Below are 15,111 nucleotides of genomic sequence, written 5' to 3'. Positions count from 1 at the left end.
GCAGGCTCTCGCCCGGGCGCGGGGCGGAGCCGCCCGAGCCGCTCGTCTGGCCGAGCAGGGCGGATGCCGCCGGCCTCATCATGGTCGTCATGGTCATCAGGCCTTCCCTCCGGTGGAGTCGAAACTTGCGAGATAGTGGGCGTACTCGGCGCGCTGCCGGTCGAGCGTGGCGTTCGGGGTGGCGAAGACATGGTCGAAGACCGTGAGCGGCTCGGGGTCGGGCAGGCCGATGCAGCCGGCCCGCAACTCGGCGGCCGCGGCATCCGCGAGCCCCCTGGTCTGGTCGGCGAGCTCGATGCTGAGCAGCCCGAGCGAGTCGAGCAGCCGCTCCAGACGCAGGATCGGGTCCTTCGCCTTCCACTCCTCCAGTTCGGCGGCGGGCCGGTAACGGGTGGGGTCGTCGGCGGTGGTGTGCGGGCCCATCCGGTAGGTGACCGCCTCGATGAAGGTGGGTCCGCCGCCGGTGCGGGCACGGCGGAGGGCCATCCGGGTGGCCGCGAGCACGGCGAGCACGTCGTTGCCGTCGACCCGGATGCCGGGGATGCCGAAGCCGAGTGCCCGGTCGACCAGGTTCGCCCGGGACTGCAGGCCGACCGGTTCGGAGATCGCCCACTGGTTGTTCTGGCAGAAGAAGATCACCGGGGCCTGGAAGCTGGCCGCGAAGACGAGCGCCTCGCTCACGTCGCCCTCGCTCGTGGCGCCGTCGCCGAAGTAGGCCACCGCCACCGAGTCCGTGCCGTCGTGCTGGGCGCCGAGGGCCCAGCCCGTCGCGTGCAGGGTCTGGGCGCCGATGATGATCGCCGGGGTGGCCATCCCGACGGAGTACGGATCCCAGCCGGATTGCGCGTTGCCGCGCCACACCCGGACGATGTCGGTCAGGCCGACCCCTCGGCACCAGGCCACCGCGTTCTCGCGGTAGCTGGTGAAGACGAAGTCGTCCGCCCGCAGGGCGCGGGCCGAGCCGATCTGGGCTGCCTCCTGGCCGAGCAGCGGCGGCCAGAGGCCGAGCTCCCCCTGCCGCTGCAGCGCCGTGGCCTCGGTGTCGATCCGCCGCACCACGACCATGTCCTGGTAGAGGGCGACGAGGTCGGCCCCCGAGACATCGTCGAGCCAGGGATCGGCTGTTTCCGAAGCCACCCGCGCACCCTCAGGTGAGACGAGTTGTAAGAGATTGACGGGGTTTTCCCCCGGGAAAGATTCTGACATGGTGAGCCGCTCCCAGCGTCGTTGCCGAAGTTGCACCGAGCGTACGGTCATGCGGCACAGAGCACAACCATCCCGCTTGAGACTGCGCATTCTGCTCTATTCAGGGACCAACCGGCGTGCTAATCTCGTGCACTATGCACAGTCTGGACAGAGTCGACCTGCAGCTGCTCCGCGCCCTGTGCGTCGATCCGCGCAGCACCTTCGTCGCCCTCGCGCAGCAACTCCGGCTGTCCCGGAACACCGTGCAGGCGCGGATGGCCAGGCTCGAGGAATCCAACGCGTTCCTCTCCTTCGACCGCCGGATCAACCCCGTGGCCCTCGGCTACCCGTTGACGGCCTTCATCGAGGTGCACGTGCAGCAGAAACGGCTCGCGCAGATCATCGCCGAGCTCACCCTCATCCCCGAGATCGTTCAGGCGCACGGGATGAGCGGATCGACCGACCTGCTGGTGCGGGTGGTCTGCGCGGATGCCGACGACCTGTTCCGGATCGACGGCACCATCCTTGCCTGCGACGGTGTCGAGCGCACCGAGACGTCGCTCGCGATGGGCGAGCTCATCCCCTACCGGGTCACCCCACTGCTCGAGCGCGCCGGACGCGACTCCGGCGCCGACCGCCCGGACGCGTAGTCCCTCAGGAGGCCGCCGCCCGGCACATCTATTTGATAAATCCATCATATAGGTATATAAAGAAGTAATGATGTTTAGCGCGCAATTCGACCTGATGCCCGCCGGGTCCGCGCTGCTACTGTCGAGTCAGGGCCGGCGCCGAACGGACCGCCCGCAGCGAGAACCGAGAACGCGATGACCGCCAGCATCCGCACGATCACCGAGGCCTGAGGTGAGTGTCACGCGGCTCGCCGCCCTCATCCGGCAGAGCGGGCGCATCGCCGAACCGGCCCCGCCCGCCCCGGCGCTGTTCGCCGGTGCCGAGGTCTTCGGCGGCAGCGTGCAGGTGCGGTTCATCAACGCCGGCGGGTGCAACGACTGCGCCCAGGAGGTCGCGAGCGCCTTCGGCCCGGTCTACGACGTCGAGCGGTACGGCATCCGTCTCGTGGCCTCGCCGCGGCATGCCGACGTGCTCCTGATCACCGGTGCCGTGACCCGCAACATGATCGAACCGCTGCGGCGCACGGTCGACGCCACGCCCACCCCGCGCTTCGTGATTGCCGTGGGCGATTGCGCCATCACCGGCGGCGTCTTCGCGGAGGGGTACGGGATCGCCGGCCCCGTGTCGGACTTCGTCGACGTCGACCTCTCCGTGCCGGGCAACCCGCCCGCCCCCGCCCTCATCGTCGAGGCCCTGCGCCGGATGACCGGCCGATGACGCCCGTCGAGGCCGGGATGCTCGGCCAGGTCGCTCTCCTCGCCGCCGCGGTCGCGTCCGCCCTGCTGGTGCCGTCCGCCCGGTGGCGCTCGCGGGTGAGCGGCATCCTCTGCGCGCTGCTCGCCGCCGCCGGCGTCGTCACCGGCGCCATCGCCCTCAGCGGCGGCCGCGGGGCGCTCACCATTCCCACCACCCTGCCGATGGACCCTCTCGTGCTCTCCCCCGACCGGCTCGGCGGCCTCGTCATGGTGGTCGTGTCGGTGGTCGGCGTGCTGGCGTCGCTGTTCGGGATCGGCTCGGCCCGGGTCGCCTCCGCCTCCCGCACCGCCTGGGCCTCGATGGCCGTGTTCCTGTTCGGGATGCAGCTCGTGCCCGCCGCCACCGACGTGGTGTCCTTCCTGCTGTTCTGGGAGATCATGACACTGGGGTCGACGGCGCTGCTGCTGGCCCACCACGCGACCCGCGGCACGGTCGCATCCGCCCTGGTCTGGTACTCCGCGATGAGCCAGCTGAGCTTCTTCTTCGTGCTGGCCGGCTTCGCCGTGCTGGCCGGCGCCACCGGCGGGACGGGATTCGCCGCGCTCGCGACCCTGGACCCGTCGTCCTGGCAGGCGAGCCTCGCCTTCGTGCTCCTCCTGCTCGGTTTCGGAGGCAAGGCCGAGCTCGTGCCCCTGCACGTCTGGGTGCCCCGGGTGCTGCCGGAGGCTCCCGGCCACGTCGCCGCCGCGATGAGCGGCGCCATGGTGAACATCGGCGTCTACGGGGCGCTCCTGGTCTGCGTGCGCCTGCTGCCGAACGGCCCGGCCTGGTGGGGGGTGCTGATCATGGCGCTCGGCGCCGTCTCCGCCCTCTACGGGATCCTGCAGGCCTCGGTGGCGAGCAACCTCAAGGTGCTGCTGGCCTACTCCACGACCGAGAACATGGGGCTTGTCTTCCTCGGCCTGGGTGCCTCCGTGCTCCTGCGCGGCGACCACGCCACCGGTGCCGCCGACGCCGCCCTCCTCGCGGCGCTGCTGCTCATGGTCAGCCACGCCGCATTCAAGGCCACCCTGTTCCTCGGCGCCGGCGCCGTGGCCCGCTCCACCCGGGAGATGAACCTCGACCGGCTCGGCGGGCTCGGCAGCCGCATGCCCTGGACCGCCGGCGCGTTCGGTGCGGCCGCTCTCGGCGCCGCCGCCCTGCCGGTGACGAGCGGATTCGTGGCCGAGTGGATGCTGCTCCAGGCCCTCGTGCACGGCTCCCGGGTCGGCGGGGAGGTCGTCTCCGTCACCTCGTCCGTGGCCATGCCGCTGGCCGTGGCCGTGATCGCCCTCACCGCGGGTCTCGCCCTGCTCACCTTCGTCAAGGCGTACGGCATCGCGTTCCTGGCCCGCCCCCGCTCCGCGCAGGCGACGGCGGCCCGCGAGGTCCCCCTGATCATGCGCATCCCCCTCATCATCGGCGCCCTCCTCGTGATCGGCCTCGGCCTGCTGCCCGGACCGCTCACCGTGGCCCTCGCCTCCGCCGTCGGCCCGGCGTTCACCCCCGATGTGCGCACGATCGGGCTGGCGGGCGTCGACGCCCGCGGGATCGACGTGGTCCTGGACCCCACCACCTTCGTCGCCCTCGCCGCGCTCGTGCTCCTGCCGGTGCTGGCGGCCATCCTCATCTCGGCCCGGCGGCATCCCACCCGGGTGTCTCCCCTCCCGTGGGCGGGCGGCGGCTCCAGGCTGCGGCCGCGGATGCAGTACACCGCCACCTCCTACGCCGAGCCCCTGGTGCGCGTCTTCGACGACGTGCTCCGGCCCACCCGCGACGTGGAGGTCACCCACGTCGGCGAGTCCCGTTACCTGGTCGAACGCGTCCACGTCGAACAGACCGTCTCCGACGTGATCGAAACCCGGTTCTACCGCCCGGTGCTCGGCCTCGCCCAGCGTTTCGGCGTCCTGGCCCGCCGAGCGCAGAACGGCAGCATCCACCGCTACCTGTCCTATTCCTTCGTCGCCCTGCTCGTCGTGCTGATCGTGGTGTCCCTGTGATCCCGGCGATCGCGATCGCCCTGCTGCAGCTGGTGCTCTTCGTGTTCCTCTCCCCCCTGCTGATCGGCGTGATGCGCCAGGTGCGGGCGCGGCTCGAGGGCCGCGCGGGCTCCGGCATCTGGCAGCCGTGGCGCGACGTCCGCAAGCTCGTGGCCAAGGACCCGGTGCGCGCGGCCGACAGCAGCTGGATGCTCGCGGCCGGCCCGGTCACCCTCCTCGCCAGCAGCCTGCTGCTCTGCGTGCTGCTGCCGCTGGTCGGCACGCTCCCGCTGCCCCTGGTGCCGAGCGACCTGTTCGTCATCGTCTCGATGATGCTGATCGGCGTGGTGGCCCTGGCCCTGGTCGGCCTGGACGCGGGAACCGCTTTCGGCGGCATGGGCTCCAGCCGGCACATGACCGTGGCCGCCCTGGTCGAACCGACCCTGCTCCTCGCGGTCTACGCGTTGTCGATCCCGGCCGGCACCTCCACGCTCTCCCTGATCGTGGAGACCCGGCTGCAGAACCCGGCCGTGATCATCTCGCCGGTCAGCCTGCTGGCCATGGTCGCCCTGGCCATCGCCATCATGGCCGAGACCAGCCGCCTCCCCATCGACAATCCCTCCACCCACCTCGAACTGACGATGCTGCACGAGGCCATGGTGCTGGAGGCCTCCGGGCGCGACCTGGCCTGGCTGGAACTGGGCTCCTGGCTCAAGCTCGCCGCCCTGCTCGGCCTGCTCAGCAACCTGATCCTGCCGTGGGGCGTGCTGACCGACTTCTCCCTGCCCGGCGTGCTGGTCGGACTGGGCGCCGTCACCGCGAAGATCCTCCTGCTCGGCGTCGCCCTCAGCGTGGGCGAGGTCTTCCTCGCCAAGGTGCGCCTGTTCCGGGTGCCCGAGTTGCTGGCGGGGTCGTTCGCCCTCGCCCTGCTCGCCGTGACCGCCTCCTACCTGGTCGCTTAGGAGCATCCGTGTTCGACACCGTCTTCCCCCAGCTGATCGGCCTCTGCACCGGAGCGCTGCTGCTGACCAGCGCCCTGATGGTCTGGCGGCATTCCCTGCTCGCCTCGATCCGGCTGCTCAGCGTGCAGGGCTTCGCCCTGGCCGCCCTGGTCGCCGTGATCGGCCTCGAGGAGGGAGAGGCGGAGGTCATCATCGTCTCCGTCCTCGTGCTGCTGGTCAAGGGGATGGCCCTGCCCTGGGTGCTCGCCCACGAGACCCGCGCCACCACCCGCACGGATGAGGCGCCGCGGCTGAACCCGACGGCCGGCCTGCTCACCGTGGCGCTGCTGACCATCCTCAGCTACGTCGTCGCCAGCCGGCTGCTCAGCGGCGACACCAGCATCTCGGCCCACGCCGCCCCGATCGGGCTGGCGATGGTGCTGATCGGGTTCCTGCTGCTGGTCACCCGGCGGCAGGCCGGGTCGCAGCTGATCGGCTTCCTCGTGCTCGACAACGGCATCGCCACGGTCGCGTTCCTCACCTCCGGCGGGGTTCCCCTGTTCCTCGAGCTCGGGATCTCCCTGGACGTGCTGCTGGTCGTCGTGATCCTCTACGTCTTCGCCGGCCGGATGCGCAACAAGTTCGGCAACACAGACATTGATCAGCTCAGAAAGTTGCACGACTGATGAATTTCGCCCTGTGGACCCCCCTGGCCGTACCGGTCGTGCTGGCCGTGCTCAGCCTCACCGGCGGCGCCCGGCCGCTCGGCCGCCTCGGCCCGATCGCCTCCAGCGCTGCCGTGCTGCTCTCCGGCCTGCTGCTGGTCGCCGCCGTGCTCGGCGGGCAGGTTCCCACCCTCGGTGGCGGCCTTCTCCGCGCGGACGCTCTCTCCGCGTACATGCTCACCGTCGTCGGGGCGGTCGGCCTCGTGTCGACCTGGGGCGGGCTGGGCCACACCGAGAAGGCGCCCGGCCGGTTCGCCGGCTCGTACGACGCCTTGATCTCGGTGTTCCTGGCCGCGATGTCCCTCGCCGTCCTGGCCGACAACATCGGGCTGATGTGGGCGGCGGTCGAGGCCACCACGATCACCACGGCCTTCCTCGTCGGTCACCACCGCACCCGGTCGTCGCTGGAGGCAGCCTGGAAGTACGTCATCCTCGGCTCGGTGGGCGTCGCCATCGCCCTGCTCGGGATCGTGCTCATCTACGCCGCCTCGCGCGGCACCGGTGAGCCGACCCTGTCCTGGCTGGTGCTCAGCCGCACCGACCTGCCGCTCGACCCGGCGCTGATCCGTGCGGGTGGCGCGCTGGCCGTGCTCGGTTTCGCCACGAAGGCGGGACTGGCCCCTATGCACAGCTGGCTGCCCGACGCGCACAGCCAGGCCCCGGCGCCGGTGTCGGGCCTGATGAGCGGCGTGCTGCTCGCGGTGGCCCTCTATGCCATCCTGCGCATCCAGACCATCACCGACGCGGTGATCGGGCCGGACTTCCTCCGGGTGATGCTCAGCGTCGGCGGCCTGCTCTCCCTGTTCGTGGCCGCCGCCCTCCTGATCCGCCAGCGCGACTTCAAACGGATGCTGGCCTACTCCAGCATCGAGCACATGGGGATGATGGCCGTGGGCGCCGCGATCGGCCCGGCCGCCCTGCCGGCCGTGCTGCTCTACATGCTCGGCCACGGCCTGACCAAGGCGACGCTGTTCGTGCTCTCCGGCCGCATCCTCGAGGTGGAGGGAACCCCCCGGATCGACGACGTGCGGGCGCTTCTCGTGCGCCGCCCCGGCCTGGCCGTTCCGTGGCTGATCGCCATGGCGGCCCTGGTCGGGTTCCCCCCGTTCAGCATCTTCTTCTCCGAGGTCGGCATCATCGTCGCCGGCTTCGGCACCGGGATGGGCGTCGTCGTCGGCATCGCGCTCGTGCTGCTGCTCGTCATCTTCGCCGCCCTCACCCGGCTGACCGTCGCGATGACCATCGGCGCCCCGGCTGCCGCTCCCGGCACCGACCCGGCGGGGGCCGCCCTTCCCGGAACCGACCCGGCCGGCACCGTCGCCGTCCCCGTCCGCGCGACGCCGGACCGGTCGGCGCACGGACCGCGCCTGCCGCTCATCCTCGCCCTGGCCACCACCGCCGTGGTGGCCTTCATCGCCGAGCCGGTGGGCACGCTCCTGGCGCGCGCGGCCGCGGTTCTGGGAGGAGCCCAGTGACGACACCCGACCTGACACCGACCGCGGGCCCGAACGCACCGAGCGCGGGCCCGGCGGCCGCCGGCGCCCCCGATGTGCGCCGGCTCACCCGCGACGACCTGCGCGAACAAGCCGCCGCCGTGCTCGCCGACGGCAACCGGCTCGCGATCATCACCTGTCACGACGACGGCGACGCGCTGCGGGTGGTCTACTCCTTCGCGGCGGTGTATCCGCGACGCCAGATCGACCTTGTCGTGCCGGTCCCCTACGACGATGCCTGGGTGCCGAGCCTGGCCGATCTCTCCTACCCGGCCGGCAATTTCGAACGCGGAATGCGCGACCTGTTCGGGGTGCGGCCGGCCGACCACCCGCAGCCGTTCCGCCTGGTGCGCCACGGCCACTGGCCGCGCGGCTGGTACCCGATGCGCCGCGGCGCCAGGGTCACCCCCGAGTTCCTGCCCGACACCGAGTCTTTCCCGTTCGTCGAGGTCGAGGGCCCCGGCGTCTACGAGATCGCGGTCGGCCCGATCCACGCGGGCATCATCGACCCCGGCCATTTCCGGTTCTCCGTCGTCGGCGAGACCATCGTGCGGATGGAGGCCCGCCAGTGGTACATGCACCGCGGTGTCGAGCGGCTCTTCGAGGCCCGCCGGCCCGAGGATGCGGTCGAACTGGCCGAGCAGGTCACCGGCGACACCGTGGCCGGCCACACCGTCGCCTGGCTGATGGCCGTCGAGGCCGCCGCCGGGATCGAGGTGTCCGAGGAGGACCGGATGCTGCGCGCACTCCTGCTCGAGCTCGAGCGCATCTACAACCACGTCTCCGACCTCGGCTCCCTCGCCAACGACGTCGGCTTCGGCATCGTGCACTCGCACACCCAGCGGCTGCGGGAGACCCTGCTCCGCCAGAACCAGGCGGTCACCGGGCACCGCTTCCTCCGCGGCGGCCTGACCATCGGCGGCGCAGCCGTGCGCGCCCTGCCCGACCCGGCGGTGCTCGCCCAGGTGCAGGCGGACATGCAGGAGATCATCGCGATCACCCTCGGCCATGCCATCGTGCGGGACCGGTTCACCGGCACCGCCCCGCTCTCGACCGGCCAGGCCGAAGCGATGGGCACCCTCGGCTACGTGGCCAGGGCGTCCGGCATCGACGCGGATGCCCGCCGCGACCACCCGTTCGTCGACCTCGGCGAGGCGTTCCACGTCGTCACGGACACCGGCGGCGACGTGCTCGGGCGCTACCGGGTGCGCGCGGGGGAACTGGCGGTGTCGATCGCCGTGGCGACCGACCTCATCCGCCGCCTGGACGGCCGGCTGGGCAGCGGCCGCACGGTCGCCCCAGTCGGCTCCGGCACCGGCGTTTCCCTGGTCGAAGGCTGGCGCGGCACGATCTGCCACCGGGTCGAACTGGGCGAAGACGGCCGACTGACCCGGGTGAAGATCGTCGACCCGTCGTACTTCAACTGGCCGGCCCTGCCGGTGGCATTGGCCGAGACGATCGTGCCCGACTTCCCCCTGGTGAACAAGAGCTTCAACCAGTCCTACGCGGGGAACGACCTGTAACGACGGTCAGGACACGTCCTGTTCGATCGTGCGGAGGAGGGCGTTGGAATCCTCGAGGGTGGCCACCAGCATCCGCTTGGCGACGGAGAGCAGTTCGGCCACCATCGGGTCGCGCAGCCCGTAGTAGATCGTGTTGCCCTCGCGCCGGGTGACGACGACCCCGGCCCGGCGGAGCACGCCGAGCTGCTGGGAGAGGTTCGAGAGCTCCGAGCCGAGCGCCTCGGCCAGGCTGCCGACGGAGCGTTCGCCGCCGGCGAGCTGCTCGAGCACCTGCACGCGCAGGGGATGCCCGAGCGACTTGAACAGTTCGGCCTTGAGCAAGGCCATGGGCAGTCCGGTGGTCGACACCGTCTGAGCATATCGCTAATCTATAATATCTTCAAATAGATGAGGGATCTCCCGTCCACGACGAGTCGGCGCCCGATGCACCGTGGGCGGCGAGATGCGGTGTGCGGTGCGGTCCCACCCCGACCGCACCGCGTCACGCAAACGACCACGCGCCCCCCCAACTTGTGTCCGGCACGTGACGCGCAGGCCGGACAAGGGTCCTGGCAGCCTCCGGAAACCGGTAGCCTAGACATGTCCAACCGAATCCAACGGTAGCACGAATTAGACATGTCCAACGCACGGCGACACGCCATGGGACCATCGATCCACCGAGTAGGGAATTGCGTGATGCGCGAAGAACGCCGAGAGCGGGCCCGCCGGCTGGTCGAGGCGCTCGACCTGCCGCGTCCGCTCACCGCCGAGAGGCTCCACCGGCACATGGAGGGCGTTCGGAAGAAGAAGATCATCCTCCGCCCCGCCAGCGCCGACCTGATCGCGTCCGGCGTCTGCGGCCTGTGGCTGGAGATCGCGGGCGAAGACTTCGAGCGGGTGCACTACGCGCCGACGGAGTCTGCCGTGCACCGCCAGCAGTTCATCAACCACGAGTACGGGCACATGATCCTCCGGCACGAGAAGGAACTCCTCACCGCCGAGCGCGTCGCCCTGCTCGCCCCGCTGATCCCGATGGACGCGATCGTGCACGCGCTCTCCCGGAGTTCCTTCACCGACGAGCAGGAGGCCCTCGCGGAGGCCATCGGCGACGAGCTCGCCCTGATCATGCTGGACGACCGCACGGATGCCCGGAACGGGCCGCGGACCGGCTTCGGGAGGGTGCTCTGATGATCGCCCTCCTCCAGCTCGCCGTCTGTTCGATCCTCTGGCTCGCCGCGCTCTTCTGCCTGCCCTCGGCCATCCGAGGCCGGCGCCGGCTGTTGTTCTGGTTCCTGGCCGTCTTCGCCCTGACGATGACCCTGCAGCCGCAGCCGGTCTACGACGCCGTCGATGCGGTCCTCGGCGGCGTGAACACGACGTTCTTCCTCTTCCACGCGACCGTGATCGTCGCGGTCGCGCTGATGAACAGCCTGGTCCAGCTCGCCACCACGGAGGGCGGCATTTCCCGCGCCGGCCGGCGGTCGACGGTCATCGCCGTCGCTGTCGTGATCGGCGCCCAGGCCGTGCTGTTCTTCGGCAGCGACTGGCGGTTGACGAGCGACGTTCGCGCGATGGACTTCGACCGCTGGGACTACACCCTCTACGCCATCACCACCTGGCTCGCCCTGGCCTACTTCGCCGTGTCGGTCCTGGTCGCCTGCCTGGCCGATTATCCCCGGCAACGCCGGATCGTGACCCGGGTCTCCCTGGCCTTCGTGTCCCTGGGCTGCCTGGCCGTCCTGACCTACGCGGTGGTCAGCGTGTGGAGCGCGATCGCGTCGGGCCAGGATCCGCACTCGACCTTCACCGCGTCCTCGCGCGGCGTGTACTTCACCGCCCTCCTCGCCGCCCCGATCTGCGTATCGATCGGCCTGGGCGTCACGACCGTCGTCGACGCCGTGGCCGGTGCGTGGCGCAGCGGCCGGGATCGCGTGCTGCTCTGGCGGATCACCCCGCTCTGGGAGCGCCTGATCAAGGACTCCCCCGAGCTCAGCCTCGAGACGGCCTCGCCGCGCCTGCGCCTCGCCTTCGGGCGTGAGCCGGGGGCGCGGCTCTACCGGCGCTACGTCGAGGTGCGGGACAGCCTGCTCCTCCACCCGCGGGAGGCCACCGCGGCCGAACGGGCCCTCCTCGACGCGGTCGAACGACAGACCCACGCCGACCGCACCGAGACCCCGCCGAGGCGCCTGCCCGCGGCCGTGGCCTCCGCCACACTCCCCTCGACGCGTCTGAGAGGCCCCCAGCCATGACATCCGCACCCGTGCCAGTCGACGACGCGCTGACCCCCCAGCAGGATCTCGCCCGCAAGCTCACCCTCCTGCTCGACGTCGTCGTCGCCGAGGGAAACACTCCGTACACCTACCGGGCGATCGCGAAGGGCCTGGCCGAGCAGGGTCTCTCCCTCTCCCGCGCGCGCTGGGCCTACATGATCGCCGGCACCGGGCCGCTCGTCACCGATGTGGCCCTGCTGACCGGGATCGCCGAGTTCTTCCGGATTCCGCCCGCCTACCTGCTCGGTTCCGACGACGACATCCCCGAGCGGGTGGATGCGCAGCTGGCGTTCGTGAAGAAACTGCGGGCGAAACGCGTGGTCAGCTTCGCTGCCCGCACCCTCGGCGACGTGTCCCCCGAGATGCTCCGCTCGATCACCGAACTCCTCGACGAGTGATTCCGGGCCGCATCTGAGCCGCACGTAGAACACCCGCTCGACCGTGGGGGGACGGGAGCGGGTGCGGACTCATATTAGCCCAGTATTCCCGGACATCCGCGCGTTTGGCGCGCTCGAGGCATCCGCGCCCCTCGCCGCACCGATCCCGATGTCGGGATCAGGCGCCCGGCTCCTGCTTCGCCATGAACGCCTCGGGGCCGATCTCGGCGGCGACCGGGTCCATCCAGAGCGCGCTGAACAGGTTGCCGTCGGGGTCTTCGAAGTCGCGGGCGTACATGAAGCCGTAGTCCTGCGCTTCGTGCGCGGTCCCCCCGGCCGCGACGGCCTTCTCGAGGATCGCGTCGACCTCTTCCCGCGACTCCCGGCTGAATGCGGTCTGGGTCTGGAGGGCGGTGCCCGGGTCCACGATGGGCTTGTCGGTGAAGGTGCCGAGGTACTCGCGGGTGAGGATCATCAGGAAGAGATTCTCGTCGATCACGATGCTGGCGGCGTTCTCATCGGTGAACAGGGGATTGATCTTCCAGCCGAGGCCCGAATAGAACTTCTTGGCCCGTTCGAGGTCGCTGGTGGGGAGAGTGACGAAGATGCTGGTGACCACGGTGACTCCTTCTGCACGTCGAGCGGCCCGCCGATTGACGCACCATCCAGCATGCTGACAAAGAGCCGGATGCCCGTCAAGGGTCAGGGTGCGAGAGTTCCGGCACCGGGTCACGGCCCCCAGCGGCAGGCGCGAAAAAGCCCGCCCTGCCGAAGCAGGACGGGCTTCCCGTCTCACCGACTAACCTGGCGAGAGGTTGTCGGCAGAACTACCAGACTACGCCTCGGTGGTGACCGATGCGTCCTCGGAGTCGGCGTCGGCCGATTCCTCGAGAACCGGGGCGAGCGAAAGCTTGCCGCGGTCGTCAATCTTGGTGATCTCCACGAGGACCTTCTGGCCCACGCCGAGCACGTCTTCGACGTTCTCCACGCGCTTGCCACCGGCGAGCTTGCGCACCTCGCTGATGTGCAGCAGGCCGTCCTTGCCCGGGAGCAGCGAGACGAACGCGCCGAAGGCGGCGATCTTCACGACGGTGCCGAGGAACTGCTCGCCGACCTCCGGGTTGGTCGGGTTCGCGATGGAGTTGACCATGGCGCGGGCGGCCTCGGCCGACGGTCCGTCGACGGCGCCGATGTACACGGTGCCGTCCTCCTCGATGGAGATGTCGGCGCCGGTCTCGTCCTGGATCCCGTTGATCGTCTTGCCCTTCGGGCCGATCAGCTCGCCGATCTTGTCGACGGGGATCTGCACGCTGATCACGCGGGGCGCGGTCGGTGCCATCTCGTCGGGGGCGTCGATGGCGGCGTTCAGCACGGCGAGGATGGTCGTCCGAGCATCCCGTGCCTGCGTGAGCGCGCCGGCGAGCACCGAGGCGGGGATGCCGTCGAGCTTCGTGTCCAGCTGGATCGCGGTGACGAACTCGCTCGTGCCGGCAACCTTGAAGTCCATGTCGCCGAGTGCGTCTTCGGCGCCGAGGATGTCGGTGAGAGCCGCGTAGCGGGTCTTGCCGTCAACGGTGTCGCTGATCAGGCCCATCGCGATGCCGGCGACCGGGGCGCGCAACGGCACTCCGGCGTTGAGCAGCGAGAGGGTGGATGCACAGACGGAACCCATCGAGGTCGAACCGTTGGAGCTGAGCGCCTCGGAGACCTGACGGATGGCGTAGGGGAATTCCTCGCGCGACGGCAGCACGGGAACCAGGGCACGCTCGGCGAGCGCTCCGTGGCCGATCTCGCGGCGCTTCGGCGTTCCGACGCGGCCGGTTTCACCGGTCGAGTAGGGCGGGAAGTTGTAGTTGTGCATGTAGCGCTTCTTGGTGACCGGGCTCAGGGAGTCGATCGTCTGCTCGAGCTTGAGCATGTTCAGCGTGGTGACACCCAGGATCTGGGTCTCGCCGCGCTGGAAGATCGCCGAACCGTGCACGCGCGGGATGATCGCGACCTCGGCGTCGAGCGGGCGGATGTCCGCAAGCCCACGGCCGTCGATGCGGATGCCCTCGTTGAGCACGCGGGAGCGCACGACGAGCTTGGTGACCGACTTGTACGCGGCGGAAACCTGAGCGTTGGCACCGGCTTCGAGCTCGCCGGCTTCGACCTTCGCGGCGATGGCTGCCTTGACGGATGCCTTGAGCGCGTCATCCGCGTTCTGGCGCTCGATCTTGTCGGCGATCTGGTAGACGGCCTTCAGCTGGTCGTACGCGAGGGAGGCGACGGCGTCATAGGTGGCCGGCTGGTAGGACGGGAACACCGGGTAGGCGCCGGTCGGCTTGGCGGCCGAGGCGGCGACCTTCTGCTGCGCTTCGATGAGCTGCTTGATGAACGGCTTCGAGGCTTCGATGCCCTCGGCGATGACCTCTTCGTTCGGCTTGATGGCGCCGCCCTTGATGAGGTTCCACGCGTTGTCGGTGGCTTCGGCCTCGATCATCATGATCGCGACATCCTGCGCACCGCTGGCGTCGGTCACCACGCGGCCGGCGACGACCATGCTGAACACGGCGTCGACGATCTGCGAGTGCTTGGGGAACGCGACCCACTGGCCGGAGCCGTGCTCGTCGGGGATGAGGGCGACGCGGACGCCACCGATCGGGCCGGAGAACGGGAGGCCGGCGAGCTGGGTCGACATCGACGCCGCGTTGATCGCGAGCACGTCGTAGTACTCGTCGGGCGCGATGGCCAGCACGGTCACGACAACCTGGATCTCGTTGCGGAGTCCGTCGACGAACGACGGGCGCAGGGGCCGGTCGATCAGGCGGCAGGTGAGGATCGCCTCGGTCGACGGGCGACCTTCGCGACGGAAGAAGCTGCCCGGGATGCGGCCGGCAGCGTACATACGCTCCTCGACATCGATGGTCAGCGGGAAGAAGTCGAAGTTCTCCTTCGGCTGCTTGCTCGCGCTCGTCGCGGAGAGCAGCATGGTCTCTTCGTCGATGTACGCGGCGGCCGAGCCCTGCGCCTGCTGGGCGAGACGACCGGTTTCGAAGCGGATGGTGCGCGTGCCGTACTTGCCGTTGTCGATAACGGTTTCGGCGAACGTGATTTCTGGACCCTCCATATGGGGGTTCTCTCCTTTGTTTAGACTCGTTTGCCCGGATGGCGCGCGAGTGGGGCATCTGAGCAGGCAACAGGCAGAACTACACTGCCCGTGAGCGCCGTTCGGCTGATTGCTCAACCGGAAACCGGTGCGTCACACTGTGCTCGAGCTGGCCACCAGTAGAAA

General features: G+C 69.9%; 14 protein-coding genes. 10 read left to right on the top strand and 4 right to left on the bottom strand.

The window, feature by feature from the left end; genetic code table 11:
- Positions 1 to 96: 96 nt before the first annotated feature.
- The gene (gene pdhA / locus IWX89_RS04240; protein ID WP_231382872.1) at positions 97 to 1,206 is read right to left on the bottom strand and encodes a pyruvate dehydrogenase (acetyl-transferring) E1 component subunit alpha; all 1,110 of its coding nucleotides are present in this window, start codon (positions 1,204 to 1,206) and stop codon (positions 97 to 99) included.
- A gap of 134 nt (positions 1,207 to 1,340) precedes the next feature.
- Here pdhA and IWX89_RS04235 point away from each other — a divergent pair, with 134 nt between their 5' ends.
- The 7 genes from IWX89_RS04235 to IWX89_RS04205 all read left to right on the top strand — a co-directional run bounded on the left by IWX89_RS04235 (position 1,341) and on the right by IWX89_RS04205 (position 9,211).
- Entirely contained in the window at positions 1,341 to 1,835 is a 495-nt protein-coding gene (locus tag IWX89_RS04235) for an Lrp/AsnC family transcriptional regulator (protein ID WP_196902327.1), read from the top strand.
- Between the two features lie 211 nt (positions 1,836 to 2,046).
- Positions 2,047 to 2,532, top strand: coding sequence for an NADH-quinone oxidoreductase subunit B family protein (locus IWX89_RS04230; RefSeq protein ID WP_196902326.1), 486 nt, complete (start codon positions 2,047 to 2,049; stop codon positions 2,530 to 2,532).
- Positions 2,529 to 4,550 carry a proton-conducting transporter membrane subunit gene (locus IWX89_RS04225; protein WP_196902325.1) on the top strand — a complete coding sequence of 674 codons (2,022 nt, stop codon included), beginning with the start codon at positions 2,529 to 2,531 and terminating at the stop codon, positions 4,548 to 4,550. The genes IWX89_RS04230 and IWX89_RS04225 overlap by 4 nt, the downstream gene beginning before the upstream one ends.
- The gene (locus IWX89_RS04220; RefSeq protein WP_196902324.1) at positions 4,547 to 5,491 is read left to right on the top strand and encodes a respiratory chain complex I subunit 1 family protein; all 945 of its coding nucleotides are present in this window, start codon (positions 4,547 to 4,549) and stop codon (positions 5,489 to 5,491) included. Before IWX89_RS04225 ends, IWX89_RS04220 begins: the two co-directional genes overlap by 4 nt.
- Positions 5,492 to 5,499: 8 nt before the next feature.
- Positions 5,500 to 6,156: a hypothetical protein gene (locus tag IWX89_RS04215; RefSeq protein ID WP_196902323.1), complete on the top strand. Its 657-nt coding sequence runs from the start codon at positions 5,500 to 5,502 to the stop codon at positions 6,154 to 6,156.
- Positions 6,156 to 7,670, top strand: coding sequence for a proton-conducting transporter membrane subunit (locus IWX89_RS04210; protein WP_196902322.1), 1,515 nt, complete (start codon positions 6,156 to 6,158; stop codon positions 7,668 to 7,670). Before IWX89_RS04215 ends, IWX89_RS04210 begins: the two co-directional genes overlap by 1 nt.
- Complete coding sequence (locus IWX89_RS04205; protein ID WP_196902321.1) at positions 7,667 to 9,211, top strand: NADH-quinone oxidoreductase subunit C; 1,545 nt, start codon at positions 7,667 to 7,669, stop codon at positions 9,209 to 9,211. The genes IWX89_RS04210 and IWX89_RS04205 overlap by 4 nt, the downstream gene beginning before the upstream one ends.
- Before the next feature lie 6 nt (positions 9,212 to 9,217).
- Here IWX89_RS04205 and IWX89_RS04200 read toward each other — a convergent pair whose 3' ends face one another.
- Positions 9,218 to 9,559 carry a metalloregulator ArsR/SmtB family transcription factor gene (locus tag IWX89_RS04200; RefSeq protein WP_307836417.1) on the bottom strand — a complete coding sequence of 114 codons (342 nt, stop codon included), beginning with the start codon at positions 9,557 to 9,559 and terminating at the stop codon, positions 9,218 to 9,220.
- Between the two features lie 327 nt (positions 9,560 to 9,886).
- On the opposite strand from IWX89_RS04200, the gene IWX89_RS04195 reads away from it, so the two are divergent.
- Genes IWX89_RS04195 through IWX89_RS04185 form a run of 3 tightly spaced genes read left to right on the top strand, consistent with a single transcriptional unit; the run spans position 9,887 to position 11,858 of the window.
- On the top strand, positions 9,887 to 10,378 hold the full coding sequence (locus IWX89_RS04195) for a hypothetical protein (protein WP_196902320.1): 492 nt from the start codon (positions 9,887 to 9,889) through the stop codon (positions 10,376 to 10,378).
- The gene (locus IWX89_RS04190) at positions 10,378 to 11,439 is read left to right on the top strand and encodes an MAB_1171c family putative transporter (protein ID WP_196902319.1); all 1,062 of its coding nucleotides are present in this window, start codon (positions 10,378 to 10,380) and stop codon (positions 11,437 to 11,439) included. The genes IWX89_RS04195 and IWX89_RS04190 overlap by 1 nt, the downstream gene beginning before the upstream one ends.
- On the top strand, positions 11,436 to 11,858 hold the full coding sequence (locus tag IWX89_RS04185) for a hypothetical protein (RefSeq protein WP_196902318.1): 423 nt from the start codon (positions 11,436 to 11,438) through the stop codon (positions 11,856 to 11,858). The genes IWX89_RS04190 and IWX89_RS04185 overlap by 4 nt, the downstream gene beginning before the upstream one ends.
- Positions 11,859 to 12,015: 157 nt before the next feature.
- Here IWX89_RS04185 and IWX89_RS04180 read toward each other — a convergent pair whose 3' ends face one another.
- Together IWX89_RS04180 and IWX89_RS04175 are read right to left on the bottom strand one after the other, a co-directional pair.
- The gene (locus tag IWX89_RS04180; RefSeq protein WP_196902317.1) at positions 12,016 to 12,456 is read right to left on the bottom strand and encodes a VOC family protein; all 441 of its coding nucleotides are present in this window, start codon (positions 12,454 to 12,456) and stop codon (positions 12,016 to 12,018) included.
- A 216-nt stretch (positions 12,457 to 12,672) separates the two neighbouring features.
- On the bottom strand, positions 12,673 to 14,946 hold the full coding sequence (locus IWX89_RS04175; RefSeq protein ID WP_196902316.1) for a polyribonucleotide nucleotidyltransferase: 2,274 nt from the start codon (positions 14,944 to 14,946) through the stop codon (positions 12,673 to 12,675).
- Between the last annotated feature and the right edge of the window lie 165 nt (positions 14,947 to 15,111).

It is taken from the genome of Cryobacterium sp. MP_M3, assembly GCF_015752155.1.
Classification (GTDB): Bacteria; Actinomycetota; Actinomycetes; order Actinomycetales; family Microbacteriaceae; genus Cryobacterium.
This window is presented reverse-complemented; position numbering and strand designations above follow the sequence as displayed.

Excerpts from the sequence above, each read along its gene's own strand:
- IWX89_RS04190 (WP_196902319.1), top strand. The coding sequence starts at position 10,378 with ATGATCGCCCTCCTCCAGCTCGCCGTCTGTTCGATCCTCTGGCTCGCC.
- IWX89_RS04225 (WP_196902325.1), top strand. The coding sequence starts at position 2,529 with ATGACGCCCGTCGAGGCCGGGATGCTCGGCCAGGTCGCTCTCCTCGCC.
- IWX89_RS04210 (WP_196902322.1), top strand. The coding sequence starts at position 6,156 with ATGAATTTCGCCCTGTGGACCCCCCTGGCCGTACCGGTCGTGCTGGCC.
- pdhA (WP_231382872.1), bottom strand. The coding sequence starts at position 1,206 with ATGTCAGAATCTTTCCCGGGGGAAAACCCCGTCAATCTCTTACAACTC.
- IWX89_RS04235 (WP_196902327.1), top strand. The coding sequence starts at position 1,341 with ATGCACAGTCTGGACAGAGTCGACCTGCAGCTGCTCCGCGCCCTGTGC.
- IWX89_RS04185 (WP_196902318.1), top strand. The coding sequence starts at position 11,436 with ATGACATCCGCACCCGTGCCAGTCGACGACGCGCTGACCCCCCAGCAG.
- IWX89_RS04195 (WP_196902320.1), top strand. The coding sequence starts at position 9,887 with ATGCGCGAAGAACGCCGAGAGCGGGCCCGCCGGCTGGTCGAGGCGCTC.
- IWX89_RS04175 (WP_196902316.1), bottom strand. The coding sequence starts at position 14,946 with ATGGAGGGTCCAGAAATCACGTTCGCCGAAACCGTTATCGACAACGGC.